Origin of the sequence: Pseudomonas sp. CCI4.2, assembly GCF_034350045.1 — a bacterium.
Classification (GTDB): domain Bacteria; phylum Pseudomonadota; class Gammaproteobacteria; order Pseudomonadales; family Pseudomonadaceae; genus Aquipseudomonas.
Genome location: NZ_CP133781.1, coordinates 2079698 through 2105713 on the forward strand (window position 1 = coordinate 2079698; position 26016 = coordinate 2105713).

A 26016-nucleotide genomic window follows, 5' to 3' on the forward strand; every position below is an offset into this window, starting at 1 on the left:
TTCCTTGCGTGAGTCACGCTGCCGATGCACCAAAAACTGCCCCAGCGCCGCTGAAGCTGCTCAGCTCAAGTGGCTTCATGAATACAATGCACGCCATCGCCCCTGACTACGAAAAAAACAGAGGTGTGAAGTTGACGGTGCAGGGGCCGGTGAAAGGGCAGATGTCGCGGGTGATTCCTGTTGTGTCGGGTGCTAGGGGGCAGGGGGCTTAGTTGGCTTGATGCGGGTGGCTGCCCTCTGTCCCCGAGGCAGGATCGCATTGAAGTGTGCGATCGCGATTCATCAGTCGAACTTGATCAAGTCTTTAAAGATCAGTTGACCCCAGCTATTTCCGCGCGCCTGCACAAGCAGTCCACCGTCCGAAAGCCCGCCAAGTTTGATCGGCGAGAAGCCGAGACTTTCCGCAAGCGCACTAATTTCCGCTGCGGCGCCGTCATCGTCGCTCGCCAGGAATACGACTCTCCTGCCGCCCTGTACGGCCGGGTCTTGGTCAAGGACGGAAGCGCCCAAATGGTTGAAGCCCTTAACCAGTCTTGCACCCGTAAAGGCCTGCGCGACGAACTTGGAAGAAGGTTGTCCTCCCAGTTCCTCAGGGGGCACGCCGTAGGCATTGGTTACATCGATGATGGTCTTGCCCTGCCAACTGGGCAGTACCTTCGCGACATCCGGGTGCGACTCAAAACGGACGGCCAAAAAGACGATGTCCGCCTTGACGGCTTCCGCCAGTGTTTTGGGAATGATCGTGGGTCCGATCGCGGCCGCGGCGGGTGCGAAGCTTTCCGGGTCGCGGGTGGTGGCAACGGATACTTCGATGCTGTTGCGGGCGAACGCTTTGGCCAGGGCTTGGCCTATACTGCCGAAGCCGATAATTGCGTAGCTCATATATTTTCCTTCAGTTTACCGAGCCCTACGGCGCTCCGAATAATCGAATGGAGCGCCGGAGGGCGTAGCGTCAGAGTTGGGCCAGGCCGCCGTCGACGGCGACTTCGCTGGCGGTCATGAAGCTGCTGTCATCCGACGCGAGAAAGGCAGCTGCCGCCCCGACTTCCGCCGGATCGCCCATGTGCTGGAGAGCAGTCATCGAGCCGTAGGCCTTCAGGCCCTCGTCGCCCAGCGCTGCCTTCGCAAGTTCGGTGGCCACCGCGCCAGGCGACAGCACGTTTACCCGGATGCCGGTGCCTTTAAGGTCCTCCGCCCAAGTCCGCGCGAGGTTACGCACGGCTGCCTTGCTCGCGCTGTAGGCGGTGAAAGCTGGGGCGCCCGTGGTGCCGGCGCTTGATCCGGTCAGGATGATCGAACCGCCCCGGCCCATCAGCGGCAGCGCCTTCTGGACCGTGAAGATCGTACCCTTCACATTGGTATCGAAGGTTTCGTCAATGTGCTCGGCGGTGATCTTGCCTAGCGCAAGCTGGCTTCCCACCCCTGCATTGGCGAAAACGATGTCGAGGGTGCCGCGCTCGGCTTTCACCGCTGCGTAGAGTCGGTCGAGGTCGGCCTCATCCGAGACGGAGCCCTTCACTGCGCGGGCATTGGGCCCGAGGTCGGCGACAGCGGCATCGAGCGCTTCCTGCCGGCGGCCGAAGATGAAGACGAACGCTCCCTCCTCAATGAAACGCTTTGCTGCGGCGCGGCCGATGCCGGTAGCGCCACCGGTGATCACGGCGGTCTTTCCATTCAGTCTGGTCATGATGTGCATCCTTCCTAAGAGTTTTACGCAAGCAGAGAACTGATTGCTTGAGGCCAAGGATGCAATCCTGATAACTTAAGGACAAGTATGCACTTTTAGGTAAGTACCAAAAAATGACGAAACTTTCTGAAATCTGCGACACCGGCTGCGGGCTGAACGCCACGCTGCGCATCATCTCGGGCAAGTGGAAACCGCTGGTCCTGTTTTTTCTGCGCGACGGCCCGAAACGCTACGGCGAGCTCAAACGCTTGGTCCAAGGCGTCAGCGACAAAGTGCTGATCCAGCAATTGAAGGATCTGGAGGCCGATCGCGTGCTAACACGGACCGACTACAAAGAGGTGCCGCCCCGGGTGGACTACGCGCTGACCCCGCTCGGTCGCAGCCTGGCCGACGCGATTGTCCCGCTGTGCAGTTGGGGAACCGAAAACGCGACGGAAATGGCAAGCATCTTCGCCAAGCGCGACGCGTTGCCCTAGGATGCTGAAGAACTGCTGAGTCGGATGATCCTGCGTATGCGTATGCTGGGCGGTAGGTCGAACGCTTCCGATAAGACTGTCAGGATGGGTGATTTTGGCGCTTTGGTGCTCAGCAGCGCGCCGCACTGGCTGTGAATCGCGAGCTAGTGCTGCTCTACTGGCAAATTGGTCACGATATATTGATCCGGCAAACACAGCAGGGCTGGGGTGCAAAGGTCATCGACCGCTTGGCGCATGATTTGCGAGTAGCGTTTCCCGCTATGAAAGGGTTCTCGCCACGCAACCTCAAGTACATGCGCGCCTTTGCCGAGGCGTGGCCGGACACGGATTTTGTGCAACAGGCTGCTGCACAATTACCTTGGGGTCACAATCTGGTGCTACTTGATAAACTGCCAGGCCCCGAAACCCGTCGCTGGTATGCCGCTAAGGCAATCGAGCACAACTGGTCGCGCAACATTTTGGTGATGCAGATCGAGGCTCGTCTTCTGGAGCGCAGCGGTAAAGCTATCAGTAACTTCGACAGTCACCTGCCCAAACCGCAGTCCGACTTGGCCCGGGAGTCCCTGAAAGACCCTTATCGCTTCGACTTCCTTGGCCTGACCCTCGATGCGCAGGAGCGTGAAATCGAAAACGCTCTGGTCAAACATAATTGGTGGAGTTCCTTCCGGCAGAGCTGCAAACCAGCCTGCCCAGCATCGAGCAGATCGAGCGCGAGCTGGCAGGTGATGACGCATTCATGGATGACGACTCGCAATGATCCAAAGGGAGACCTATCGATTGCGGAACAGATAGTTGCAGGGTGGTCGCAATCTTGAGCAGCGACTCGATATGTAATGTGTTTGCATCGTCGGCAAATGTAATGCCTAGGTTGCCGGAAATCAGGTTTGATCAAGTTGCTCGATGGGCGCCAGCCAAGTCACTGGTAAAGGGTTTGTCCTACGCCCATCCAGTTTCCAACAGACATTAAAAAGCCGGCTTGTAGTTAGCTTTTTATCGATATAAGTATTTGAAAATAAATAAATTATCGTTTTTGTAAAGCCTTCAGTTCCCCCATTTTTTGCGATTTTTACCTGATTTTTACCTGATTTTTTACCGGCAAAAGACCGGCTTTTTTAGCAGGGTTTGTTCCGTATTTTCTTTCCGTTTTGCATTGAACTGTCATCGGAAAAATATCGGGTACTTTGAGTTGTTCAGTGCCTATCCGTTTCTTAGAATCGTACGAATTTATGCTTGTAGGCTACAGCAGCTGAAACAAGACCCTTGTGCAGACTGTTTCCAGTCTGCACAAAAAGCTGACATCCCCTAGCAGGTAGCCATCTCAGGCCTGAAACTACTGGAGGTAAGGCGTTTCAGCGCAATATCAAGCGCCTGATCGTCAAACAGCTTGCTTTTGCGAGAGGCAGCAGCGGCTCCCCCATCCCAATGCCTCAACGCTTCGCGCACAGCCGAGACAGTCGGGGAAACCCCTCCCTGGCTCAGCAACCAATCAACCGTTGCCAATAACTCCATGCCAAAGGGCGACTCAAAGCCATCGATCAACTCGACGGTGCGCTCCAACGCTCGGGAATATTCCTTGGCTTCTGTTTTGAGATAGGTTTGCAGAAAGGATTTACGCTCTTCGTCAAACCAGATCACATCATTGATTCCTGCATCACTGATGCGTTTGTCGCAATGCAGATAGCTGCCATCAAGATTATTGAGCAGATGCTCCAATCGATTGGCATACGGACCGTATTTATGAGCTTTGAACTTAAGGTTCAAAGGGTTCTCGGTGTCCGGCAGCTTTTCTATGGCGCGCTCCAGGAACCAGGCCAGCTTCTGAATCTCAAGCAGGCTGCATTCCATACCTAAAACCCAATAGCGTCGAACCAATTCGGCAATGAGCGCGCGAGCAGGCGTGAGCTTTTCCACTCCGCTACGTTTGGCGACATTCAGATACTGGCTGGAAGGTTCGAACACTAAGACATCCAAATCCAAATCACTCAACACAGCAATAATCTGCTCGCGGACTTCAGGCCATTTCAAGCCACCGTTACCGGCGCCCAGCGGTGGGACGGCCACAGACTTGACCTGATTTTCAATCAAAAAACGGCGCAGATCATGCAAGCCTTCCGTCACCCAAGCCATCTGCGAAGGTGATCGCCAGTGACGTTTGGTAGGGAAGTTTACGATCCAGCGGGGGCCTTCCAGTTCGTTGACTGCAGTCACGTGAACTTTGCCTGTCTCCACTTCACCAGCCTTGCAGGCAGCTGAGTACAGACGGTAATTCTCCGCGAAGCGCTCTTTGAACATCAGCGCGATACCTTTACCCATCACGCCAACGGTATTCACTGTGTTGACGAGGGCTTCGGTCTTGGCTTCCAGAAGGTTACCTTGGGTAAATCTGATCATTGGAAATACCATCCCGGACGCGCATGAACAGACAACCTCAGACCTCTAGCGGCGACGTCCTGCTCTATGCGTTCTTTCATCGCATCGGTGTAGCACATGATGCCAAGGAGTCCTGTAATCGGTAGGTGATGGTGAATCAGCGCTTCGGCCTGATAACGCTCCATCTTTCGAGGGTCATCAGGATCACGTTTGAAGTCACGCCGCTGAAGGATCGGCCAATCGATCTCGCCAAGATTCGCCAGATCACTGTAATAGTTTGTCCAATCCGGGTAGGCATGTGCGTTTGTGAAGACGAACGGTAGGCCAAGCTGTTCGACGCGGTACAGGCTGGAGACCAGAATTACGATCTCGTCGTTGCTGCGCTGCTGAACACTCCACCCAGAATGAATGTTTTTCATCATCACAGAGAAGGGGGTGAAATAGAAGGGTACGTAGTCGGCCAGTACCCTCCCCGGTGCTATCGGTACGTGTCGGGATCGGCGCTTGTCTATCAAGTCAGTGTTGCCAATGTTCACGTACTGCGGTGCCTGCACGTCCGAATTTGCGCAGTGCAGACCGTTGTCCAGAATCCAAGGCAGGTTATCGCGATGGACGATACGCCAAATCAGAGCCTTCTCTGGATTCAGTCTGCTGTAGATCATTTACGAAACATCCCCGGATTCACGGTGAGACGTACCTTAACACCTGCCTCGCGCATTTTTTCCGTGCAGAGCCTCTCGACCTCAGAATTTGGGACAAAAAGCATAGAAAAGTCTTTCGGCGCGACGATACCAGGCGCGAGGCATTCTGCCATGCAGATGCTTTTGCAATCGGAGTCCTGATAGTCCCGAGTACTCATGACCTCCCATCTGATGGTTTCGAAGCCTTTGTCGTAGTCAAGTAGCTGAATTTCATCGTTTGCCAGTGGGTGGCGAGGAATGACCTTCCAACCGTTTTGTTTTGCAAATGATTGGTACACCGAGATCAGTACAAATTTTGATTTCGGTCTGTTGATCTGCACGCTTCCATCAAAAGGATTTGCAGCAAACCAATGAAAGGGCACATAGCGGTTAAGCTCGAGGGCTTGGCGCTTCTTCAGAATTTCACTGTCTGCTACGTCTGCGAAGACGGTGAGGTCGGCGCGAGGTTTCAAGCCTTCCTGAAAAATGCCATTGAGGTTTTCAACCGAGGTGAGGTGGTAGAGAAGCTTTTGTTCCTTGATGTTTCTGACGTCCGGCATGTTGGTCTCCGTGACCTATGCACCTATCTGAGCAGGCTTCAGCCCTACGTTTTTCCGAGTTAGCTAACGGCAACCTTCATTCAGTAGGGGTTGGTAAAACATTCCCTGTGACTGTATTGTGCCACTATTCGGATCCGCAAATGCGATGTGAGATTCGCCTGTTCGCCAGAAAATGCACGTTTCACTCTTCGTCAAAGTAATCACGATCCAGTGCAAGTAATCGCAACAATTGTGGTGTCGTGACCACCTCATGATTCGCCAGCGCTTGGCCTGAACGTAGAACTTCCCAAGCCCCAGCTTGTCGATCGACATAATACCGTCGATACCGGCGTCACCAGGGCCGCCTTGACCAATCACCAAGGCAGCAATCACCATGTTTTCAATTTCGCCGATGAAAATTCCCAAGGACTCACAACTTGCCTATCAAAACGGACGTCTGGACCGTCGGCCTTGCACCGAACAAGCTGCGCCAAAGTCGATTGGCCAGCGAGCAGCTGCTGGAAGAGATGATCATCAGCTCCCCAAGCATTCTCTCGGATGAGTGGATGCTGATAGGCAGACAAGAAAACACAGGCATGGGCGGCCGCATCGATCTATTGGCGATTGCTCCTGACGGAAATTTGGTGCTGATTGAACTCAAGCGAGATCGCACTCCCCGTGAAGCGAACAACCTCAAAGGCTTCCACGAATTGCGGGCGGCCTATGCGTGCGAACGCTATGAGCAGATTACCCATCATCCCGCCCCCATTAACGGAGGCAAGTGATACCAGCTCGACCAACGCCTCGATCAAGAGGCTCGAGAACAAGTCAGCCACGAACTGGGGCACGGACGTATTGACGTGGTTTCGGCTTACATTGGTGGTCGAGCGTGAGCAAGCCATTCGGTATTGAACTGTTCCTGGTGAGCGGCCTGACCGGGTCGCAAACCACCCGTCAACGTCACCTCCGTCAGGCGAAGGCTATCCAAACAGCGATAGCTGAGCGCTGGCAACGTGACAATTCATGGACTTGGCAGCAAAAGCATCTCGCATGGTTTTTAAAGCACCACGTGAACCTGCACGCGGAATCTACGCGCTATTACGTTCTGCTGACCATCCAATTGCTCACTCTTCGTTTAGGGAAATCCTGGCAGTTCAACCGCTAAACTTGATCATTAGCGCGTCCCTGCGTCGTTCCGGATAATCTCACTATCGCTGCCACCTTTGGATGTAGCGTACTGAGCCCAAACCATCATCAGCTCTCGACGCTTTTCGAAGAAGTCAGATCGTGAGTAAGCGCTTTCGGTTTCACCTCGCTGATCATGAGCCAGTGACAGTTCACAAATCTCTCGAGGGAAACTGGTCTGCTCGCCCGCCCAGTCGCGGAACGTTGAGCGGAATCCGTGGCGAGTGATGCTTTCGTAACCGAGCCCGTGCAATAGGTTACGAATGCCGTTGGCATGCATGACGCCGCTACGACCACTCCCTGGAAATACATAAGGGCTTTCGCGGCCGATCTTGGGAAGATTCTTGAGTAGTGAGACGACCTCTGGCGCCAGAGGGATCGCGAAGCCTGGCGGGTCTTCATTCGTTCGTCGGGCAAAGACCAGCGACCGGACTCAAGGTTGAATTCATCCCAACGCGCGAATCGGACCATGTGTGAGCGAGCGCCAGTTAGGATCAGTAACTGAGCTGCAACAGAACGTGGCTGGTGTCCTTACGCAAGGCTTCCATGAGCTTCGACAGGTCATGCCAATTCAGCGCGGGATGATGCAGGCGTTTGCGTGTTTTCTTCTTCTCATGCCGGCTGAGCAGGTTTTCCAGGTGGCCGCGCCAGCGTGCCGGATTCTCTCCAGTCCTGAGACCTCGGGCTCTGGCGGCATCCAGGATTTGTTCGATTTGCCCACGTACTTCGTCAGCCGTCCGCGTTTTGGTTGCCCAAAGTGGTTGCAGGGCCTTGATCAGGTGTTTGCTCTCGACCTGGTCGGCTGACAACTTCCCTATCGTAGGGAAAGCATAGAGCTCGAGTTTCCTCAGCCAGCCCTTTCGCCATTTCTCCGACCAGCTCGAACCATGGGCATCTCGATAGTCGGTGGCCAGTCTCTCAAAGGTAATCAGCTGCGCCAGTTCTCGGCGTTCAGCTTCCCGTTGAGCGGCTTGTTCAGCCTGTCGTTTTGCTAGGGGATCTGTGCCGTTGAGGATCTGGACTTTATGTTCATACGCGGCTGCGCGGGCTTTTTTCAGGTCGAGTTGAGGATAGCCACCCAACCCCATCTCTCGCCGTTTGCCGTGTAGCTGGAAGCGCAGCACCCAAAATTTTCGACCTGAGTCCTTGATGACCATGCGTAATCCATCGCCGTCTTCATAGGTTCCTGGGTCGGTCAGATTTTCGACTTGTTTCGCGGTCAGCTTGCCCATTTTGCTACCCTCAGTTCCCCCACCGGTTCCCCCACTTTGCCGTGGAAGAGGGTGGTTCAAAACGGAAGTCACAGGAACGAAAATAGGCTGAAACCCTTGACCTAGCAAGTCTCTCGCGGTTTTCAGTAGATGAGAGTGGCTTTCAAAAAGACATTAAAAAGCCGGCTTGTGGCCGGCTTCTCGTGGACGGGTTTGGTTCATTTTTGGTAAACCGCAACCGCCTTCAAATGTGCGCTCCGCAGCGGGGGCGACTGAATAGGTGCGAGGCAAACAGGTCGTTCGCTTCGAGTAAAACGTGGCGCGCATGATACTGGGGATCAGGGTTGATGCCTAGCATTTATGTGCATCGGGTTGGCTGAATTGGCGTTTTCCTCTTTCAACGGGCATTCATCAGCTCCATTGCATAACGGCCTTTCGCCAACAAGTTGGCTCTTACAGAGCCATACAATTTGCGGTGAGTCTCGACTTCCGCACCCATCTTTCAACACACCGTTTAACATCTTCACCGAAACGATACCGGTCGTCGGCGAGTGTTTAATGTGGACCACCAAAAAACCCATCCCAGCACCCGAATATTCTGTTGCTGGATTTGTTCGGCTGCAAATACCTCGTCGGGGTACTCGCCGCTGTTGTGGCTGCGCAGTCTGAGGGACCCTCCAGCGAGTCGATAAAGGTATTTCACACGGAGCATGCCGTCGTGTTCGAGGGCGTACATTTCGCCGTCGATGATTTGGGTCAGGCCGCGGTCGATGCCGATGATGGAGCCGGCCTGGATTTTCTCGGCCATGCTGTTGCCGACCATCTGAGCGCAGACGGCGTTGCCGGGTTCGATGCTCATGGTTTGCAGGGTGCGTAGTGGCAGGCGAATTTTCCGCCCTGGCGCTTCGGCAACGATGGTTTGGCCTAATCCTTGAGCCGCCTCTATTTCCTCAAGGAGCGGCAATTGCACGTCCTCGGCGTTGTGGTGGGCTTCGCCATCAGGGTTGGCGATGCTTGTCTCGTCGAAGGTGTCGCCGGGATGTTTGGGGCCTTCTCCCGAGCGCAGCCATCGCGGGTTGACGGTCAATAGTTCAGCCACTTCTCCCAGACGCGCCATGGGGATGCCGCGCTTGAACCAATTATTCACGTGCTGTGGCGTCACGTTGCGGTTGGCAGCGAAGTCTGTCGCAGAGAGATGGCACTCCCGAAGGAGGGCGCGTAAGCGGTCACCTGATGTATTCATAACGCGAGTTTACGGAGGTCGACAGGCTGTTTAAATAAACGAGGTGTTGAAATGAGAGGTGGATCAAACGAGGTTATGAGTGCTAGGACTACAGTTGCCGCACTGATATGTAAGGGGTTTCCCGGAGTGTTTCCTAATGAGTAAACAATTAAATCCCACGTGTAAAAAAGCCTCGGCTTCCAGGCAGGAGAACCGAGGCTTTTTTATGTCGTTGATCAGCCTTTAAACGCGGCGACCGACTTCATGATTTCAGTGCGGGCAGCTTCAGCATCGCCCCAACCTTCGATCTTCACCCATTTGCCTTTTTCGAGATCCTTGTAGTTCTCGAAGAAGTGCTTGATTTGCTCAAGCAGCAGAGGAGGCAGGTCGGTGTACTCTTTGACGTCAACGTAGAGTTGAGACAGTTTGTCGTGCGGGACTGCGATGACTTTGGCATCGCCGCCGCCGTCGTCGGTCATGTGCAGGATGCCGACCGGGCGGGCGCGGATGACCGAACCCGGGGTGACCGGATAAGGCGTCACGACCAGCACGTCGAGGGGGTCGCCGTCGTCAGCCAGGGTGTTCGGAATAAAACCGTAGTTGGCCGGGTAAAACATCGGGGTGGCCATGAAACGGTCAACGAACAGGCAATCGGTTTCTTTGTCGATTTCGTATTTGATCGGCGCGTGGTTGGCCGGAATTTCGATCGCGACGTAGATGTCGTTCGGCAGGTCTTTGCCAGCCGGAATTTTGCTGTAGCTCATTGGGCGTTGCCCCCGTAGTTAACCAGTCAGGCTTTGATCAGAAGATCAAAAAGTGGCCGCGATTATAGGCATATTCATCGGCCGTTGCCACGCATGGCAATGGGCCTCTGGACCCTAGACTTTAGTCGTGATTGTTGTACGCGTGATGATTGCGCCGAAGTTGGTGCAGGCGGCCAAGGGTGTCCTGACGGTAGAAGGCTTTTAGCTGTTCATAGACAGCCGGGAAGGCTTTGAACAGCATATCCGGGCCGCTGAAAAAGTATTCACTGGTGACCGCAAAAAACTCAGCCGGGTTTTCCGCCGCATACGGATCAATCGCCGGTGGGCTGTGCGGATGATGGTCCAGTTGCTGATTGAGGTGGTCGTAGGCGCTTTGCATAGCGCTGGCCCAGTCGCTGTTGCGCATGTCGCCGTGCAGCGGTGGAAAACCGTCGGCCGATCCGTTGAGCATGTCGAGTTTGTGCGCCAGCTCGTGGATGACCAGGTTGGAGGCGTTCCAACCGCCGCTGGATAAAACGCCCGGCCAGGCCAGAATCACCGGGCCTTGAGACCACGCTTCGCCGCTGTGCTTGCCATCCCACTCATGTTCAACGCCGCTGGCATCGCGATGGCGTTGCGGGCTAACGAAGTCGCCGGGGTACAGCACCAACTCATGAAAACCCCGGTACCAGTTCAGATCGCCAAGGTTAAGCAGCGGCAGTTGTGCCTGAGCGGCGAGAAACAGGCGCTGCTCTTGATTGAGTTCAACGCCGGGCAAAGCCGTCAGGTGTTTGTCTTGCAGGAACAACACGCTGCTTTCAAGCAGCTGCTGATGCTGTTCGTCGGTCAGCCCGTCGAGAATCGCCAGCCGCTGCAGCACGCGATTCCAGACCTCGGGATTGACCGGGTGCTGGTCGATGATCCGGCGTCGGTGCCACGCGCTGAGAGACCACATCGGGAATCAGCGCGCGTTGGCTGAGCGCGCGGCCAGACGGCCACGCACCACGCCAATGATCATGGGCAGCAGGGACACAAGGATGATTGCGACGACCAACAACGACAGGTTCTTTTTGATGAACGGCACGTTGCCGAAGAAGTAGCCCAGCGTCACCAGCCCGCCGACCCAAGCGACGGTGCCCAGTACGCTGAAGAAGAAAAACCGGGGGTAGGGCATTTTGCCGACACCCGCTACGAAAGGCGCGAAGGTGCGGATGATCGGCAGAAAGCGCGCCAGCGTGACGGTTTTGCCACCGTGGCGTTCGTAGAAATCGTGGGTTTGGTTCAGGTAATCGCGACGGAAGATTTTCGAATTCGGATTGCTGAATAACTTTTCGCCCACCGTTCGGCCGACGATGTAGTTGGTGCTGTCGCCAAGTATTGCCGCCAGCATCAATAAGCCCGCCAGCAGAACCGGGTCCATGCCGCCGCCCGCTGCCACTGCGCCGGCGATGAACAGCAACGAATCGCCAGGCAGAAAGGGCATGACCACCAGCCCGGTTTCGCAAAAAATCACCAAAAACAGGATCGCGTAGATCCAGGTGCCGTAGTTGGTCACGAGCATGTCGAGGTAGACATCGAGATGCAAAATAACGTCAATCGGGTTGAATTCCATGTGCGGCACCTGTGTACATGACCCGGTCGGGGTCGCGCGCTTAAAAGGGAAGAGACTGCAAGGGCTGCATTATAGGGGGCGAGCGGGGCTTTGCCGGAACAGTTTGTCGCCGAGCGTGTCGGGATGTTTCGCCCCGCACTTGTCTTTCTAGTAGTTAACGTGTTCGCGAAGCGCCGTAACCGAACCTCCGCATTAACCCCTTTGCTATTCCAGATCTGCCGAGGTCCCTGTGGGGGGTGGCTTGCCAACGAAAGCGTAATTGCAGGCGACCCAGGTTTCAGATCGACATCAGCGGTGCGGTGACGGGCCTCTTCGCAGGCAAGCCTGCTCCCACAGAATGAACTGCGCGTGAGTCTTTCGGCGTCGAAGACGTTGCCCTCCTACAAGGTTCAATCCTCGCTGATAGGCAACACGTAGTTAACAAACTGGGTGTCGACCTTGAACCCGATGGACTCATAGGTTTTCTGCGCCACTTCGTTGTTGCTGCTGGTGAGTACCCGCATGCGCACGGCCTGGGTGTCTTTGGCCATTTTCTTCGCGACTTTCAGCAGGTGATCGGCGACTAACTGACGGCGGGCGTCTTCGGCGACGTAGATGTCGTTGAGGATCCACACGCGCTTGAGCGACAGCGATGAAAAACTCGGATAAAGCTGGCAGAAGCCGAGCACCTTTTTATCGTCGTCATCGTGCAATGCCAGGTAAATCACCGACTCTTTGCGGCGCAGGCGTTTTTCCAAAAAAGCGCGGGACGAATCGGGGTAGGACAGTTCGCCGTAGAACTCACGGTATTTGACGAACAGCGGAGTCAACAGGTCCAGGTGCTCGAGGGTGGCTTGAATAATCCGCATATTGGGCCTCAACTTCACTGCAATGAGAGGGATGGCATGTCAACGGGCTGGGCCAGTCGGTTTCGATGCTGCCTAAAGCTTTTAGAAAGCGCAATCCAATGGTGTTCAGTCGTTAGGTTTCGCCAGCAGGAAGTTGCCTTTTGAGGGTGCCGAAGGGTCTGATTCCAACGTATGAAGCTGCGCCTCGTCCTTCAGGCTGACCCCGGACAGTTGCCGTCGACAGGCTTCACGCATCAAATAAAGCAAACGATGGGCTGCCAAGCCGTAACTCAACCCTTCCAGGCGCACGTTGGAAATGCAATTGCGGGCCGCGTCGGTCAGGCCGACTTTAGGGCCGTAGGTGAAATACAGGCCCAGGCTGTCGGGAGAGCTGAGGCCGGGGCGTTCACCAATCAGGATAACCACCATTTTTGCGCTGAGCAGTTCACCGATTTCATCGGCCACGGCCACTCGGCCTTGCTCCACCAATATCACCGGAGACAGCGACCAGCCTTCGGCGGCAGTTTGTTCTTCCATCCGCTGCAAAAACGGCAGCGTGTGTCGATGCACGGCCAAGGATGACAAACCATCGGCCACCACAATCGCCACATCGACCCCACCGCGATGAGCTGTCGCGTAATCGCGCAGTTGCTGGGCAGACGCATCGTCCAGGCGACGGCCCAAGTCCGGGCGCTGCAAATAACTATTCCGATCAGTCGCGGCGCTGTGCAGCAGCAGTGTTTCGCGGCCACGTTCGGCCAGTTGCGCACTAAGCCCTGACTGATCAAACGGCAAATGCACCGCGTCCCGGGCCTGGGCGTGGGCGTATTGGAAATCCAGCTGCGCGCTGGTGGGTATGCTGGTGCCGGTGCGGCCAAGGGCGATTCGGGCCGGGGTCAGGCGGCGCAACTCCAACCATGGATTCTGGCTGTCGTTGGGCAAAACAGGTTTCTCAGCCATGGGTCAGTTCACTCATCCAAGGTGCGCCAGCGCGTGGCGAAAGGCGGGCGGCAGGCTGTCACCGAAGCGCACGCGGCCATCGGCTTGGGTGAAGATGCCCATTTTCGCCAGCCAGGCCTCGTATTCCGGGGCGGGGCGCAGGCCGAGGGTCTGCCGCGCATACAACGCATCGTGAAACGAGGTGGTTTGGTAGTTGAGCATGATGTCGTCGGAGCCCGGAATGCCCATGATGAAGTTGATCCCGGCCACGCCCAGCAGTGTCAGCAACGTGTCCATGTCGTCTTGATCGGCTTCGGCATGGTTGGTGTAACAAATGTCGCAACCCATGGGCACGCCCAGCAGCTTGCCGCAGAAGTGATCTTCCAGCCCCGCGCGGATGATCTGTTTGCCGTTGTACAAATATTCCGGGCCGATGAAGCCGACCACGGTGTTGACCAAAAACGGGTTGAAATGGCGGGCCACGGCGTAGGCGCGGGTTTCGCAGGTTTGCTGATCAACTCCGTGGTGGGCGTTGGCCGACAGCGCGCTGCCTTGGCCGGTCTCGAAATACATCAGGTTTTGCCCGAGGGTGCCGCGATTCAGGCTCAGCCCGGCTTCGTAGCCCTCTTGCAGGACATTCAGATTGATCCCGAAACTGGCGTTGGCTGCTTCGGTGCCGGTGATGGATTGAAACACCAGGTCCAGAGGGACGCCGCGATTGATCACTTCAATCGCGGTGGTGACGTGGGTTAACACGCAGGCTTGGGTCGGAATTTCATAGCGCTGGATGATCGCGTCGAGCATTTCCAGCAGCGCAATGATCGACGGCGTGCTGTCGGTGGCCGGGTTGATGCCGATCATGGCGTCGCCGTTGCCGTAGAGCAGACCATCAAGAATGCTGGCCGCGATTCCGGCAGGTTCGTCGGTGGGGTGATTGGGTTGCAGCCGGGTCGATAAGCGCCCGCGCAAGCCCATGGTGCCGCGAAAACGGGTGATTACTCGGATCTTCTGTGCCACCAGCACCAAGTCTTGCACGCGCATGATTTTCGACACGGCAGCGGCCATTTCCGGGGTCAGGCCAGGGGCGAGGGCGCGCAGGCTGTCTTCGTTGGCGTGATCGCTGAGCAACCAGTCGCGAAAGCCGCCGACGGTCAGGTGGCTGACGGCGGTAAACGCTAATTTGTCGTGGGTGTCGATGATCAGTCGGGTGACTTCATCGTCTTCGTAAGGAATCAGCGCTTCTTCAAGAAAATGCTTGAGCGGGGTGTCGGCCAGCGCCATCTGCGCGGCCACTCGCTCGCCGTCGTTGAGCGCCGCGATGCCTGCCAGAAAATCCCCCGAACGTGCCGGGCTGGCCTTGGCCATCAGCTCTTTGAGATCTTCAAAACGGTAGGTTTGGGCGCCGACGGTATGGGCAAACGCAGCCATGGACGGAGTCCTCCTGTGGTTCTACCAGCGCGCGAGGCGGCGGGCCTGCACTTGAATGGGGCCTGTGCCGGGCGCGGGCCCGGCACAGGTGCAACTTAGACTCCTGTCAGCATAGCGTCCGCTGGCGCATCGGAGCGTTGTTTTGCCGTCAGTTGGAAGTAGATGAAGCCCACCACCATGAAGCCGAGGAAGATTAAACCGATCACGGCGTTAAACCACGCCATCGCCACCAGGCACACTAACGCCAGGAACAGCGCGATGCCAGGCACAATTGGGTAGCCCGGCGCCCGGAAGGTACGCTCTAGCAAGGGTTCGGTTTTGCGTAGTTTGAACAGGCTGAGCATGCTGATGATGTACATCACGATGGCGCCAAACACCGACATGGTGATCATCGCGGCTGTCAGGGTCATGCCTTGCAAATTAACCAGGCCGTCGCTGTAGATCGCGGCGATGCCGATCACGCCGCCCGCCAGAATGGCCCGGTGCGGCGTCTGGAACCGCGAAAGTTTAGCCAGGCCTTTTGGCAGGTACCCGGCACGTGCCAAGGCGAAGAACTGCCGCGAGTAACCGAGGATGATCCCGTGGAAACTTGCCACCAAGCCGAACAGACCGATCCATACCAGCATGTGCATCCAGCTAGAGTTGGAGCCGACCACGGCTTTCATCGCCTGCGGCAACGGATCGTTGATGTTCGACAGCTGGCGCCAATCCCCCACACCGCCGGCCAAGACCATGACGCCAATTGCCAGGAACACCAAGGTCAAGATGCCGCTGACGTAAGCCTTGGGAATCGTGCGCTTGGGGTCTTTGGCTTCTTCGGCGGCCATGGCGGCGCCTTCGATGGCGAGGAAGAACCAGATGGCGAAGGGGATGGCAGCGAAGATGCCTGGCACTGAGGCAATGCTGAAGGTGTCAGCGCCTGACCAACCGTTGAGGGCAAAGTTACTGAAGCTGAAACCGGGCATGACCACGCCCATGAACACCAGCAGTTCAAGAACGGCCAATACAGTTACCACCAATTCAAAGGTGGCAGCGATGCTGACGCCCAAGATATTGAGGCCCATGAAGATGATGTACGCGCCGACGGCCGCGTGTCTCGGGTCCAGTTCTGGAAACTGCACATTTAAGTAAGCACCAATGGCCATGGCGATGGCCGGAGGCGCAAAGACGAATTCAATCAAGGTAGCAATGCCGGCGATCAATCCGGCCTTTTCACCAAAGGCTCGACGGCTGTAAGCAAACGGGCCGCCAGCATGAGGAATCGCGGTGGTGAGTTCGGTAAAGCTAAAAATGAAACAGGTGTACATCGTCGCGACAATCAACGTGGTGATTAAAAAACCCAGCGTCCCTGCCGCACCCCAACCGTAACTCCAGCCGAAATACTCGCCGGAAATGACCAATCCTACTGCGATGCCCCATAAGTGCAGGGTACCCAGTGTTGGTTTGAGCGTTGTCGTAGTAGTCATAAGTCCTCGCGCGGGCATTGATGGTTTCGTGAACTTTCAATTACGAGTACTGCTGCTCGATGATTAAACGCATGCAACCCCCGCGCCAGTTGCGAACTAGCCGCAACTGACCGGGGGTTATGAGCAAGCGTTTAAAGTGCGGGCTTAGAAAAAGCCCAGCGGATTAGTGTCGTAGCTCACCAACAGGTTTTTAGTCTGTTGATAATGCTCAAGTGCAACTTTGTGGGTTTCCCGGCCTACACCGGACTTCTTGTAACCACCGAACGCAGCGTGTGCTGGGTAAAGGTGATAGCAGTTGGTCCACACACGACCGGCTTTCAGTGCCCGGCCAACGCGATAAGCGCGGTTGATGTCGCGGGTCCACAGGCCAGCGCCGAGGCCGAACTGGGTGTCGTTGGCGATGGCGATGGCTTCGGCTTCATCTTTGAACGTGGTGATGCTGACCACTGGCCCGAAGATCTCTTCCTGGAAGACCCGCATCTTGTTGTTGCCTTTAAGCAGCGTTGGCTGGATGTAGTAACCGCCGGCCATGTCGCCTTCGAGTTTTTCGACGCTGCCGCCGGTCAACAGCTCAGCGCCTTCGCCTTTGGCGATTTCCAGGTACGAGAGAATCTTGTCGAATTGCTGTTCTGAAGCCTGAGCGCCGACCATGCAGTCGGTGTCCAGCGGGTCGCCGCGTTTGATTTGCTCGACCTTTTTCAGTACGGCCTTGATGAACTCAGGGTAGATCGACTCTTGCACCAGCGCTCGCGATGGGCAGGTGCAGACTTCGCCTTGGTTGAAGAACGCCAGCACCATGCCTTCAGCGGCTTTGTCGATGAACTCCGGCTCGGCTTGCATGATGTCTTCGAAGAAGATGTTAGGCGATTTGCCGCCCAGCTCCACGGTGGACGGAATAATGTTTTCCGCTGCCAGTTTCATGATGTGCGAGCCAACCGGCGTCGAACCGGTGAAGGCGATTTTAGCGATGCGCTTACTGCTTGCCAGTGCTTCGCCGGCTTCGCGACCGTAACCCTGAACGATGTTCAGCACGCCTGGTGGCAGCAAGTCGCCGATCAACTCCATCAGTACGCTAATGCCCAGCGGAGTTTGCTCGGCCGGTTTCATCACGATGCAGTTACCGGCAGCCAAGGCCGGTGCGAGCTTCCAGGCGGCCATCAACAATGGGAAGTTCCACGGAATGATTTGGCCAACCACGCCCAGGGGTTCATGGATGTGATAAGCCACGGTGTTGCCGTCGATTTCTGCTGCGCTGCCTTCTTGTGCGCGCAAGCAACCCGCGAAGTAGCGGAAGTGATCGACAGCCAGCGGGATGTCAGCGTTCAGAGTTTCACGAACCGCTTTGCCGTTGTCCCAGGTTTCGGTAACGGCCAGCAGTTCCAGATTTTGCTCGATACGGTCAGCGATTTTCAGCAGCACCAGCGAGCGAGCCTGGACCGAGGTTTTGCCCCATGCATCAGCAGCGGCATGCGCGGCGTCCAGTGCTTTGTCTACGTCTTCGGCAGTGGACCGTGGGAATTCAGCAATCAGTTTGCCGTTGACCGGCGAGATGTTTTCGAAATATTGGCCTTTGACCGGCGGCACGAATTCGCCACCGATGAAGTTGCCGTAACGGCTTTTGAAGGAAACGATAGAACCTTCAGTTCCGGGATGGGCGTAACGCATGATGAATGTCTCCTGGCTTTTGTTTTTTAGGGAGGTTTGCACTATAGCCGCGCTTTGGCGCTTGGATAAAGCGTAGAGCAAAGGTCGGGCCAGCGCCTTGTAGCGCACGGTTTATAAGGGTTTTGCTCGTACAGCTCGTGGTCAAATAGCTTTTTTGTTTCATCGGCGGCACGGACTGCGTGACATTTTGTACCGTTACCGGTACAGCTTTTCGGCGGATGGGCGGGCTACGTTGCAAAGCAGGTTGTCGAGGAGGATGCTGGCAGCAACTCCACTGGAGAATAATAAAAAGTGCAAAGCGACCATTTGACACGCCATGCCCAACAAGTTCTCACGTTCGCCCAAGGCAAAACCCATCTGCGAGGACCCGGTAGCGATCCATCGATCGCCCGCTCCTGGCTGCGTTGCCTTGAGGAACACCATCTCGATCCCGCGCTGACCATCGCGCCGACGGTGCTTGAACATGGGCGACTGCTGGAGCGCCGCGAGCGGATGCAGCAGGTGCTGAGCCTGGCCGGTGGCGAAATGAACAGCCTGCACCAGCAGCTGTCGGGCGCCGGGCACGCGGTGCTGCTCACCGACTCCCGTGGGATCATCCTTAACTGCGTGACCGCGCCCACTGAGCACACTATTTTCGAACGCGCCGGGCTTTGGCTCGGAGCGGACTGGAGCGAAGAGTGCGAAGGCACTAATGGCATCGGCACCTGCCTGGTCGAGCGTCAGTCGTTAACTATTCATCAAGAAGAACATTTTCGTGGTCGTCATACCGGGCTGACCTGCTCGGCGAGCCCGGTGTTCGATCCGCATGGCGATTTGCTCGCGGTGCTAGATGTGTCGTCGGCGCGGCATGACGTGTCTCGGCAGAGCCAATTTCACACCATGGCGCTGGTGAATCTGTCAGCCAAGGTCATCGAGCGCAGCTTCTTCTTGCACCATTGTGATGATCAATGGCTGCTGCGCTTTCATCTTCAAGCAGCGTCGGTCGGTTTGTTTAGCGAAGGGCTAATGGCATTTGACGGCGAAGGCCGTGTCAGCGCGGTTAATCAGAGCGCCCTGAACCTGCTGGGCTATGGTCGCGGCAACTTGCTAGGCCAATCGGTTAACGCCTTGTTTGAGTGTTCGCTGGATGAATTGCTCGTCCGCGCCAGCACCCAGCCCACTGCCACCTGGCCGCTGCGCACCCGCGACGGCCGGCGTTTGTTTGCCTTGTTGCGCGGGCAGCCACGCAGCGTGCCGCAAGCGCTACCGGCCCCAACGCCGGCTTCCCCTGCTCGCTTAAGCGGTATCTGCTTGGGTGATCCCGCCTTACAAAATGATTTTCGTCGGGCGTTGCGGGTCTTTGAGCGTGACGTGCCGTTGCTGGTCAATGGTGAAACCGGCTCGGGTAAAGAAGCCTTTGCCAAGGCCGTGCATCAAGCGAGCTTGCGCAGCGACAAACCGTTCGTGGCCCTCAACTGTGCCGCGATCCCTGAAAGCCTGATTGAAAGTGAACTGTTCGGCTACCGTGGCGGCAGTTTTACCGGTGCGCGCAAAGAAGGCATGCGCGGCAAGCTGCAACAGGCCGACGGCGGTACGTTGTTTCTCGACGAAATCGGCGACATGCCGTTGGCGCTGCAAACCCGTCTATTAAGGGTGCTGGAAGATCGTTTGGTCGTACCGCTCGGCGGCGAACCGCATGCGGTGGATGTCAGGGTTATTAGCGCGACTCACCGTAATCTGCTGGAGCGGGTCGCCGACGGCAGTTTTCGCGAAGATTTGTATTACCGCCTGAATGGTTTGGAAGTCGCCTTGCCGCCGCTGCGTGAGCGAAGTGATAAATCGCAGTTGCTGGATTTTCTACTGGAAGAAGAGGCGGGCGGTCAGGAGGTTGTTCTCGACGAGTCGGCCCGTCGCGCGCTGCTAAATTACGCCTGGCCGGGGAATGTTCGGCAACTGCGCACAGTGCTGCGGACCGTGGTCGCGCTGTGCGATGAGCAACATATTGGCCTGGATGAGCTGCCCATCGCCATCCGACAACAGGTTGTGGCGCCAGCGCTGACATTGGTCAGCGAGCACCCGTTGGATGACGCTGAACGCATCGCGCTGCTGGCCGTGCTGGAAGAGCAGCGCTGGCACATGACCCACAGCGCCGAACAATTAGGCGTCAGCCGCAATACCTTGTATCGCAAACTCCGTAAACACGGGATCGAGCGTTAGTCCAACGCGCTTACCACCCTCTACTCAGCGTCAGAGACGGTTTAGCCCCGAAAGTTGATGAGGGGCGTCGGTCACTGGACAGCTGTGTAGAAAACCAACGCGGCGATTCTTCGCCGAAGGCTTCCCGAGTAAATTCGGTCCCACACATGTCGTTGTCACAACTGGTCGGAGCGCGCTTGCCCGCGATGGGAGCGCGAAGCGGTCCCAGTTGGCGACTCAATTCCACTGAAAAATTTGAATTGCTGGTTTTACGACTGCTGCGCAGCCGATCGCGGGCAAGCGCGCTCCTACAGGGCTTGAAAGGCTGTGGGCGTCGGAGACGGGACGGCAGCCCTCGCCACACACCGCTCGCTACGCTAACCTGCGCCCATGTTTTACGAGGTTGATCATGCATATTCATATTCTTGGTATTTGCGGCACGTTCATGGGTTCGTTGGCGGTGCTGGCTAAAGAACAGGGCCATCGGGTTACCGGCTCGGACGCTAACGTCTACCCGCCCATGAGCACTCAGTTGCAGGCGCAAGGCATCGAACTGACTCAGGGCTACGACGCGGCGCAGTTGGACCCGGCGCCTGATGTGGTGGTGATTGGTAACGCGCTGTCCCGGGGTAATCCGGCGGTGGAGTACGTGCTCAATAAAGGCCTGCCGTATGTGTCGGGCCCGCAATGGCTTGCTGATCATGTGTTGCAAGGTCGTTGGGTCTTGGCCGTCGCCGGCACCCACGGTAAAACCACCACCAGCAGCATGCTCGCCTGGGTGCTGGAACACGCCGGCATGAGCCCCGGTTTTTTGATCGGTGGTGTGCCGCAGAACTTCGCAGTGTCGGCCCGTCTGGGCGATACACCGTTTTTCGTGGTTGAGGCCGACGAATACGACAGCGCGTTTTTCGACAAACGCTCCAAGTTTGTCCACTACCGCCCACGCACCGCGATCTTGAACAACCTTGAATTCGATCACGCCGACATCTTTCCCGATCTGCCGGCGATTGAACGGCAATTTCACCACTTGGTGCGGACCATCCCGAGTGAAGGGTTGGTGATTCATCCCACCACTGAACCCGCATTGTTGCGCGTCATTCAGATGGGTTGCTGGACACCCGTGCAAACCACCGGTGAAGGCGGCCAGTGGCAAGCGCGCCTGTTGAGCGAGGATGGGTCGCGGTTTGAAGTGATCCTTGAAGGCGTTGTGCAGGGTGTGGTCGAGTGGGACATGACCGGCCAACATAACGTGGCCAATGCGTTGGCAACGTTGGCGGCGGCGCGGCATGTGGGCGTCGTGCCGAAACAGGGCGTTGAAGCCCTGAGTGAATTCAAAAGCGTCAAGCGGCGCATGGAGAAGGTTGCCGAAGTCAACGGCGTCACTATTTATGACGACTTCGCCCACCACCCGACGGCCATTGCCACGACCCTTGATGGGATGCGCAAACACATCGGCGATGCGCACTTGATCGCAATCATCGAGCCGCGTTCGAACTCAATGAAGCTCGGTGCTCACCGCGACGGTTTGCCAGACAGCGTGCATCAGGCTGACCAAGTTATTTGGTACGCCCCTGCTAATCTTGGATGGGACCTTGCCGCTACGGCTGCGCTGTGTTCTGTGCCGTCGGTGGTGTGTGATTCCCTCGACGCTATCATTGCCAAGGTCAAAAGCCAGGCTCAGCCGGGCACCCAGGTGGTCATCATGAGCAACGGCGGTTTCGGCGGCTTGCATGGCAAATTGGCGGAGGCGCTGAAATGAGCGGTCCTGAACGTATAACCCTGGCGATGACGGGCGCGTCTGGCGCGCAATACGGTCTGCGCTTGCTTGACTGCCTGGTGCGGGAAGAGCGGGAAGTACACTTTCTGATTTCGAAGGCTGCGCAGTTGGTTCTAGCCACCGAAACCGACGTTTCGTTGCCGCCAAAACCGATGATGATGCAGGCCTTTTTGACCGAATACACCGGCGCCGCCGCCGGGCAAATTCGGGTGTACGGCAAGGAAGACTGGATGTCGTCGGTTGCCTCCGGTTCGGGTTCGCCGGCGGCGATGGTAGTGGTGCCCTGCTCAACGGGCACTTTGTCGGCGATTGCCACCGGCGCCTGTAACAACCTGATTGAACGCGCTGCGGACGTGACCTTGAAAGAAAGACGCCAGTTGATTCTGGTCCCGCGCGAGGCGCCATATTCCAGTATTCACTTGGAAAACATGCTCAAGCTGTCGAACATGGGGGCCGTGATATTGCCCGCGTCGCCGGGTTTTTATCACCAGCCACAGACCATCGATGACCTGATTGATTTCGTTGTCGCGCGTATTTTGAATCTGCTAAACATTCCCCAAGACATGCTCCCACGCTGGGGCGAACACCACTTGAGCGCCGATGAATAAGCCGCTGTTGCTGAGCCTGATGCTGTTAAACCTGACCGGCTGCGCAACGGCCCGAACCCTCGACGCCGCCCAACCGGGTGCGCCGGTGGTTTATTCAGGCATGCGACTGGATTTGTATGCGATAGACGGCGGCTGCTGCGCGAAAGATCGTTTCGGCGCCGAAGCCCCCGACTGGCCCCGCGTCGACCTGCCGGCCAGTGCTTTGCTCGATACCCTGCTTTTGCCGCTGTCGCTATTAAGCGTACTGGGTGTGGGGTATTCGGCGACGGGTGGGCTTTGAGGCGCTGCCCAGTGGCCATTCTGTAGGAGTCAACTTGTTGGCGAGGCGGTTTGCCTGATACACCGCATCAAGCCTTCGCCAACAAGTTGGCTCTTACAGGGTTTACTTACCCAACTTGCTTAACTCTTCCGCCTCGACAATCCGCACGCCGCTCTGTTCTTCCAGTGCCAGGCGCCATAGCGCGCGGGCGACGGTGCATGCGTCGACGCCTCGGTATTTTCCGGGAATCAGTTTCGCGAACGGCGCTGCCAGTTGTTCGGCCAAGCGTTGCTCCGAGCGTTCGCCGATCAGCAGCGAAGGCCTGGCGATGGTCAGCTGTGGCCAAGCCTGAACGGTAAGCGCTTGTTCCATCTCACCTTTGATCTTGCTGTAGAAAATGCTGGACGCCGGATCGGCGTTCACTGCGCTCATGACCACCAGGTGCCGCGCTCCCAACTCACGGGCGCGCTTGGCGAACGCCACCACCAGATCGAAGTCGATGGCGCGAAAGGCTTCTTTCGAGCCGGCCTGTTTGATCGTACTGCCTAAGCAACAAAAAGCGATGTCCACGGGGCCAGTCAGTAGTGGCAATAAAGCAGTCAGTTCCCCTACCGGGTTTTCCAGATGGGGATGATCGGCAAGCGGGCGACGGGTTGGCGCTAGCACACGGCTGACGGTGGGTTCGTTCAGCAGGCGATCAAGCAAGTGTTCGCCGGTCAAGCCAGTTGCACCGCTTAGAAGGATGTTTTGAGGTGTCAAATACATAGTGTTTCTCCCTCGATACACTGCAGTTTAGTGGCTGCCTATAATTTTTGTGGCCTTGCTAGCCAACGAGGCGGATAGCGCCCGCTGTGCCTGGTTTTTTCTCAACTGTTGCCAGTGTGCCAATACCCCTTTTGGCGCCCAGATCTGCGGTTCTGATGCTTCGAAGTTATCGCTGGCTTCCCGCGCCGCGACATACACCTTGGCTTGGTTGAACGCTTGCTGCAGGTCATCTGTTTCGACCAGCGCCTTGGCGAAGAGTGCTTCGCCAAAATAAGTAAAGTCAGACTCTTCCGAACAACCAAACGATACCCGGTCTGAGCGCGAGGCGGTGATGACAAGGGTTTTATCGTCTTTGATGGCAGGAATGAAGCCACCGGAATAACACGCTGAGATCACCACGATCTTGTCGCGTCCTTTTAACGGCGCAAGCACGGCGGCCAGTTCATCGGCGGGCAAATCAGTCAGCTCCAGACGGGGCTGATCGAGGACCAGTTCATGGTCATGTGTACCGTGACTGGTCAGGTAGATGAAAATCAGATCCTCGGGACCACTGCGCTGCGCCAGGGTTTGTACGGCGCGGCTAATGCTTTCGCGGGTCGCCAAAGGTCGATCGCCCATATGATCGCGATGGTTGACCAGGCTAATCTGCCCGTAGGCACCAAAGCGGGTCGCCAGCAAGTTGCTGACGTAATCCGCTTCACGCATGAACACGCTCTGCTTGCCATCGCCAGCCACTACCAAGCTGTAAAGCTCTACCGCAGGGGTTGATGCGGGCACCGCCGCCAGCGCTTTTTCCAGCAAAGCGCCTTGGGCGAGCAAGCCGATTTCCAGTGAGTCCGGCAGCAATTTACCTTGGGCGTCACGCACCCGCTGACCGTTACTCCAGAGCCCGCTTTGTAGGGCGCCGTCCGGGAGGCTCAATACGCCTCGTCCTTCATAGTTGTCGGCGAGGAACCCGCCCTGGTACACGCTGCCATCGGCGAGGCGCAAACGGCCTTCCCCGGAAAAACGCCAGTTGGCGAATTGACCTTCAAAACGGCTGCCATCGGCGCCTATCAACTGGCCTTGGCCGTTGAGTGCACCGTCCTTGAATTGCCCGATCCAGACGTCACCGTCGCTATTTTCATAGCGGCCTCTGCCCTGTAACTGGTTGTCATGGAACCCGCCGACGTACTGGTCGCCGTCGGCACTGTTAAAGCTGCCGTTGCCCTCCAGTTGGCCGTTGACGAATTTGCCGGCGAACTGATTGCCGCTGGCATCGCTGCGCTGCCCTTCGCCATTGGGTTTGCCATGGGCGAACAAGCCTTGATATTGGCTACCGTCATCCAGTTCCAGATGACCAAGCCCGTCGTATTGGTCGGCTTTGAATTCGCCACGGTAGGTCACGCCAGGCTCTTTTAGTGTGCCTTCGCCGTCACGTCGCCCGAGTTTGAAGCCGCCCACGTAACTGCCGGTGCTGGTGGTCAATGTACCGAAGCCGTGAAACAGTCCGTTCTGAAACTGGCCGCGATAGACCTCGCCGTTGCTGGCGTGCCATTCGCCATCGCCGTGCCACTGCCCATTCTGAAACTGCCCCACGTACCAGCTGCCGTTGGGATAATCCACTCGGCCTTGGCCTTGTAGCAGGCCATTAACCACATCACCGCGATAGCGGCCACCGTCGGGCAGGCGTGCATCGGGAGGCGATAACGGTTCGCCGTCACCGCAAGCAGCGAGTAATAGAATGATTGCCAGTGGGGCAAGTGAAGCGAGCGCGCGCATGGTTGATCTCGAAATAGGATTCCAGGCGTGTGAATACGGTCTTCGAGCAGTCGCGCTCACACAGCCACGGTGAGTATGCCGCAGCTATGTGGTTGCTTATAGAGGCAAATACTTCGTCAGCGAGCCCTGTGTCAGGTTTTTAGCGACTCATACGAAGCACAGCGACAGCGGTTCGGCGACGTAGGCAGGTTTTTCCTGACCTTCGATTTCCAGAGTAGCAATCGCTTTAATTAGCCATTGGCCAGGCTTCTTCTCAGTCACCTCGGCGATGGAAACGTTCAGTCGAACCCGCGAATTAACTTTCACGGGTTGGATAAAGCGAACGCTGTCCAGGCCGTAGTTGACGACCATTTTCAGGCCTTCGGGTACCACGAACAAGTCTTCCATCAGTTTCGGGATCAGCGACAACGACAAAAAGCCATGGGCGATGGTGCTGCCAAACGGGGTTTGCGCCGCTTTTTCAGGGTCAACGTGGATGAATTGAAAATCCCCCGTCGCTTCAGCGAACAGGTTGATGCGTTCTTGATCAACGGTGAGCCATTCGGAACATCCCAGCGCCTTGCCTGCATACGTTTTGAGTTCTTCGACGGGTACAACTGGCATAGGTACTCTCCTTGTTTT

24 protein-coding genes and 4 pseudogenes are annotated in these 26016 nt (G+C 56.7%); 9 read left to right on the forward strand and 19 right to left on the reverse strand.

Translation table 11 applies throughout. The features are described 5' to 3' along the window. Nucleotides 1–282 precede the first annotated feature (282 nt). A complete protein-coding gene (locus tag RHM65_RS09370) occupies nucleotides 283–882 on the reverse strand; it encodes an NADPH-dependent F420 reductase (RefSeq protein ID WP_322166236.1) in 600 nt (199 codons plus the stop codon). 70 nt (nucleotides 883–952) lie between these two features. Continuing rightward, a complete protein-coding gene (locus tag RHM65_RS09375; RefSeq protein WP_322166235.1) occupies nucleotides 953–1687 on the reverse strand; it encodes an SDR family oxidoreductase in 735 nt (244 codons plus the stop codon). Nucleotides 1688–1800: 113 nt separating this feature from the next. Between RHM65_RS09375 and RHM65_RS09380 the strand changes: the two genes are divergently transcribed. Together RHM65_RS09380 and RHM65_RS09385 are read left to right on the forward strand one after the other, a co-directional pair. Then, complete coding sequence (locus RHM65_RS09380; protein WP_322166234.1) at nucleotides 1801–2163, forward strand: helix-turn-helix domain-containing protein; 363 nt, start codon at nucleotides 1801–1803, stop codon at nucleotides 2161–2163. A gap of 107 nt (nucleotides 2164–2270) precedes the next feature. Then, nucleotides 2271–2810: pseudogene (locus tag RHM65_RS09385) on the forward strand (DUF1016 N-terminal domain-containing protein); the annotation flags it as partial. Between the two features lie 655 nt (nucleotides 2811–3465). Here the strand turns inward: RHM65_RS09385 and RHM65_RS09390 are convergent. The 4 genes from RHM65_RS09390 to RHM65_RS09405 all read right to left on the reverse strand — a co-directional run bounded on the left by RHM65_RS09390 (nucleotide 3466) and on the right by RHM65_RS09405 (nucleotide 6148). Next, nucleotides 3466–4554, reverse strand: a complete 1089-nt coding sequence (locus RHM65_RS09390; RefSeq protein ID WP_322166233.1) for a macro domain-containing protein — start codon at nucleotides 4552–4554, stop codon at nucleotides 3466–3468. Then, on the reverse strand, nucleotides 4551–5195 hold the full coding sequence (locus RHM65_RS09395; RefSeq protein WP_322166232.1) for a DUF4433 domain-containing protein: 645 nt from the start codon (nucleotides 5193–5195) through the stop codon (nucleotides 4551–4553). Before RHM65_RS09395 ends, RHM65_RS09390 begins: the two co-directional genes overlap by 4 nt. Next, nucleotides 5192–5773 carry a DarT ssDNA thymidine ADP-ribosyltransferase family protein gene (locus tag RHM65_RS09400; protein ID WP_322166231.1) on the reverse strand — a complete coding sequence of 194 codons (582 nt, stop codon included), beginning with the start codon at nucleotides 5771–5773 and terminating at the stop codon, nucleotides 5192–5194. Before RHM65_RS09400 ends, RHM65_RS09395 begins: the two co-directional genes overlap by 4 nt. Before the next feature lie 63 nt (nucleotides 5774–5836). After that, nucleotides 5837–6148: a restriction endonuclease gene (locus RHM65_RS09405; RefSeq protein WP_322185281.1), complete on the reverse strand. Its 312-nt coding sequence runs from the start codon at nucleotides 6146–6148 to the stop codon at nucleotides 5837–5839. A gap of 41 nt (nucleotides 6149–6189) precedes the next feature. Between RHM65_RS09405 and RHM65_RS09410 the strand changes: the two are divergent. The 3 genes and pseudogenes from RHM65_RS09410 to RHM65_RS09415 form a co-directional block, all read left to right on the forward strand. Next, nucleotides 6190–6435 (forward strand): annotated as a pseudogene (locus tag RHM65_RS09410) (nuclease); the annotation flags it as partial. Between the two features lie 3 nt (nucleotides 6436–6438). Next, nucleotides 6439–6645: pseudogene (locus RHM65_RS25315) on the forward strand (integrase); the annotation flags it as partial. Then, the gene (locus RHM65_RS09415) at nucleotides 6642–6917 is read left to right on the forward strand and encodes a hypothetical protein (protein ID WP_322166230.1); all 276 of its coding nucleotides are present in this window, start codon (nucleotides 6642–6644) and stop codon (nucleotides 6915–6917) included. The pseudogene RHM65_RS25315 and the gene RHM65_RS09415, both read left to right, overlap by 4 nt. Before the next feature lie 9 nt (nucleotides 6918–6926). On the opposite strand, the pseudogene RHM65_RS09420 reads toward RHM65_RS09415, so the two are convergent. From RHM65_RS09420 to RHM65_RS09465, 10 genes and pseudogenes are all read right to left on the reverse strand, one after another. After that, a pseudogene (locus tag RHM65_RS09420) lies at nucleotides 6927–8169 on the reverse strand (tyrosine-type recombinase/integrase). 502 nt (nucleotides 8170–8671) lie between these two features. Next, nucleotides 8672–9391 carry a helix-turn-helix transcriptional regulator gene (locus RHM65_RS09425; protein ID WP_322166229.1) on the reverse strand — a complete coding sequence of 240 codons (720 nt, stop codon included), beginning with the start codon at nucleotides 9389–9391 and terminating at the stop codon, nucleotides 8672–8674. A gap of 215 nt (nucleotides 9392–9606) precedes the next feature. After that, entirely contained in the window at nucleotides 9607–10134 is a 528-nt protein-coding gene (gene ppa / locus RHM65_RS09430; protein ID WP_219062705.1) for an inorganic diphosphatase, read from the reverse strand. Nucleotides 10135–10255: 121 nt separating this feature from the next. Continuing rightward, a complete protein-coding gene (locus tag RHM65_RS09435) occupies nucleotides 10256–11068 on the reverse strand; it encodes a M90 family metallopeptidase (RefSeq protein ID WP_322166228.1) in 813 nt (270 codons plus the stop codon). A gap of 6 nt (nucleotides 11069–11074) precedes the next feature. Then, entirely contained in the window at nucleotides 11075–11725 is a 651-nt protein-coding gene (locus RHM65_RS09440) for a DedA family protein (RefSeq protein ID WP_322166227.1), read from the reverse strand. Nucleotides 11726–12114: 389 nt separating this feature from the next. Beyond that, the gene (locus RHM65_RS09445) at nucleotides 12115–12573 is read right to left on the reverse strand and encodes a GNAT family N-acetyltransferase (protein ID WP_322166226.1); all 459 of its coding nucleotides are present in this window, start codon (nucleotides 12571–12573) and stop codon (nucleotides 12115–12117) included. Nucleotides 12574–12678: 105 nt separating this feature from the next. Next, on the reverse strand, nucleotides 12679–13512 hold the full coding sequence (gene eutC / locus RHM65_RS09450; RefSeq protein ID WP_322166225.1) for an ethanolamine ammonia-lyase subunit EutC: 834 nt from the start codon (nucleotides 13510–13512) through the stop codon (nucleotides 12679–12681). A gap of 12 nt (nucleotides 13513–13524) precedes the next feature. Continuing rightward, nucleotides 13525–14919 (reverse strand): ethanolamine ammonia-lyase subunit EutB, encoded by a 1395-nt coding sequence (locus RHM65_RS09455; protein ID WP_322166224.1) that lies wholly within the window; start codon nucleotides 14917–14919, stop codon nucleotides 13525–13527. A 95-nt stretch (nucleotides 14920–15014) separates the two neighbouring features. Next, nucleotides 15015–16385 (reverse strand): ethanolamine permease, encoded by a 1371-nt coding sequence (gene eat / locus RHM65_RS09460; protein ID WP_322166223.1) that lies wholly within the window; start codon nucleotides 16383–16385, stop codon nucleotides 15015–15017. Between the two features lie 144 nt (nucleotides 16386–16529). Continuing rightward, nucleotides 16530–18050 (reverse strand): aldehyde dehydrogenase family protein, encoded by a 1521-nt coding sequence (locus tag RHM65_RS09465; RefSeq protein ID WP_322166222.1) that lies wholly within the window; start codon nucleotides 18048–18050, stop codon nucleotides 16530–16532. 291 nt (nucleotides 18051–18341) lie between these two features. Between RHM65_RS09465 and RHM65_RS09470 the strand changes: the two genes are divergently transcribed. The 4 genes from RHM65_RS09470 (at nucleotide 18342) to RHM65_RS09485 (ending at nucleotide 22890) form a co-directional block, all read left to right on the forward strand. Beyond that, nucleotides 18342–20246 carry a sigma-54-dependent Fis family transcriptional regulator gene (locus tag RHM65_RS09470; protein ID WP_322166221.1) on the forward strand — a complete coding sequence of 635 codons (1905 nt, stop codon included), beginning with the start codon at nucleotides 18342–18344 and terminating at the stop codon, nucleotides 20244–20246. 388 nt (nucleotides 20247–20634) lie between these two features. Further along, entirely contained in the window at nucleotides 20635–21984 is a 1350-nt protein-coding gene (gene mpl / locus RHM65_RS09475; RefSeq protein WP_322184801.1) for a UDP-N-acetylmuramate:L-alanyl-gamma-D-glutamyl-meso-diaminopimelate ligase, read from the forward strand. Further along, nucleotides 21981–22610, forward strand: coding sequence for a flavin prenyltransferase UbiX (gene ubiX / locus RHM65_RS09480; protein WP_322166219.1), 630 nt, complete (start codon nucleotides 21981–21983; stop codon nucleotides 22608–22610). Before mpl ends, ubiX begins: the two co-directional genes overlap by 4 nt. Continuing rightward, entirely contained in the window at nucleotides 22603–22890 is a 288-nt protein-coding gene (locus RHM65_RS09485; protein ID WP_322166218.1) for a YceK/YidQ family lipoprotein, read from the forward strand. The genes ubiX and RHM65_RS09485 overlap by 8 nt, the downstream gene beginning before the upstream one ends. A gap of 102 nt (nucleotides 22891–22992) precedes the next feature. On the opposite strand, the gene RHM65_RS09490 is transcribed toward RHM65_RS09485, so the two are convergent. The 3 genes from RHM65_RS09490 to RHM65_RS09500 form a co-directional block, all read right to left on the reverse strand. Further along, the gene (locus RHM65_RS09490) at nucleotides 22993–23634 is read right to left on the reverse strand and encodes an oxidoreductase (protein WP_322184803.1); all 642 of its coding nucleotides are present in this window, start codon (nucleotides 23632–23634) and stop codon (nucleotides 22993–22995) included. Nucleotides 23635–23661: 27 nt separating this feature from the next. Next, a complete protein-coding gene (locus RHM65_RS09495) occupies nucleotides 23662–25395 on the reverse strand; it encodes a C13 family peptidase (protein WP_322166216.1) in 1734 nt (577 codons plus the stop codon). 147 nt (nucleotides 25396–25542) lie between these two features. Further along, nucleotides 25543–25998 carry a MaoC family dehydratase gene (locus tag RHM65_RS09500; protein WP_322166215.1) on the reverse strand — a complete coding sequence of 152 codons (456 nt, stop codon included), beginning with the start codon at nucleotides 25996–25998 and terminating at the stop codon, nucleotides 25543–25545. Nucleotides 25999–26016 lie beyond the last annotated feature (18 nt).

What these genes read in the sequence shown, in the direction of transcription:
- RHM65_RS09370 (WP_322166236.1), bottom strand. Translation starts at nt 882, where the DNA reads ATGAGCTACGCAATTATCGGCTTCGGCAGTATAGGCCAAGCCCTGGCC.
- RHM65_RS09375 (WP_322166235.1), bottom strand. Translation starts at nt 1,687, where the DNA reads ATGACCAGACTGAATGGAAAGACCGCCGTGATCACCGGTGGCGCTACC.
- RHM65_RS09380 (WP_322166234.1), top strand. Translation starts at nt 1,801, where the DNA reads ATGACGAAACTTTCTGAAATCTGCGACACCGGCTGCGGGCTGAACGCC.
- RHM65_RS09390 (WP_322166233.1), bottom strand. Translation starts at nt 4,554, where the DNA reads ATGATCAGATTTACCCAAGGTAACCTTCTGGAAGCCAAGACCGAAGCC.
- RHM65_RS09395 (WP_322166232.1), bottom strand. Translation starts at nt 5,195, where the DNA reads ATGATCTACAGCAGACTGAATCCAGAGAAGGCTCTGATTTGGCGTATC.
- RHM65_RS09400 (WP_322166231.1), bottom strand. Translation starts at nt 5,773, where the DNA reads ATGCCGGACGTCAGAAACATCAAGGAACAAAAGCTTCTCTACCACCTC.
- RHM65_RS09405 (WP_322185281.1), bottom strand. Translation starts at nt 6,148, where the DNA reads ATGGTGATTGCTGCCTTGGTGATTGGTCAAGGCGGCCCTGGTGACGCC.
- RHM65_RS09425 (WP_322166229.1), bottom strand. Translation starts at nt 9,391, where the DNA reads ATGAATACATCAGGTGACCGCTTACGCGCCCTCCTTCGGGAGTGCCAT.
- ppa (WP_219062705.1), bottom strand. Translation starts at nt 10,134, where the DNA reads ATGAGCTACAGCAAAATTCCGGCTGGCAAAGACCTGCCGAACGACATC.
- RHM65_RS09435 (WP_322166228.1), bottom strand. Translation starts at nt 11,068, where the DNA reads ATGTGGTCTCTCAGCGCGTGGCACCGACGCCGGATCATCGACCAGCAC.
- RHM65_RS09440 (WP_322166227.1), bottom strand. Translation starts at nt 11,725, where the DNA reads ATGGAATTCAACCCGATTGACGTTATTTTGCATCTCGATGTCTACCTC.
- RHM65_RS09445 (WP_322166226.1), bottom strand. Translation starts at nt 12,573, where the DNA reads ATGCGGATTATTCAAGCCACCCTCGAGCACCTGGACCTGTTGACTCCG.
- eutC (WP_322166225.1), bottom strand. Translation starts at nt 13,512, where the DNA reads ATGGCTGAGAAACCTGTTTTGCCCAACGACAGCCAGAATCCATGGTTG.
- RHM65_RS09455 (WP_322166224.1), bottom strand. Translation starts at nt 14,919, where the DNA reads ATGGCTGCGTTTGCCCATACCGTCGGCGCCCAAACCTACCGTTTTGAA.
- eat (WP_322166223.1), bottom strand. Translation starts at nt 16,385, where the DNA reads ATGACTACTACGACAACGCTCAAACCAACACTGGGTACCCTGCACTTA.
- RHM65_RS09465 (WP_322166222.1), bottom strand. Translation starts at nt 18,050, where the DNA reads ATGCGTTACGCCCATCCCGGAACTGAAGGTTCTATCGTTTCCTTCAAA.
- mpl (WP_322184801.1), top strand. Translation starts at nt 20,635, where the DNA reads ATGCATATTCATATTCTTGGTATTTGCGGCACGTTCATGGGTTCGTTG.
- ubiX (WP_322166219.1), top strand. Translation starts at nt 21,981, where the DNA reads ATGAGCGGTCCTGAACGTATAACCCTGGCGATGACGGGCGCGTCTGGC.
- RHM65_RS09485 (WP_322166218.1), top strand. Translation starts at nt 22,603, where the DNA reads ATGAATAAGCCGCTGTTGCTGAGCCTGATGCTGTTAAACCTGACCGGC.
- RHM65_RS09490 (WP_322184803.1), bottom strand. Translation starts at nt 23,634, where the DNA reads ATGTATTTGACACCTCAAAACATCCTTCTAAGCGGTGCAACTGGCTTG.
- RHM65_RS09495 (WP_322166216.1), bottom strand. Translation starts at nt 25,395, where the DNA reads ATGCGCGCGCTCGCTTCACTTGCCCCACTGGCAATCATTCTATTACTC.
- RHM65_RS09500 (WP_322166215.1), bottom strand. Translation starts at nt 25,998, where the DNA reads ATGCCAGTTGTACCCGTCGAAGAACTCAAAACGTATGCAGGCAAGGCG.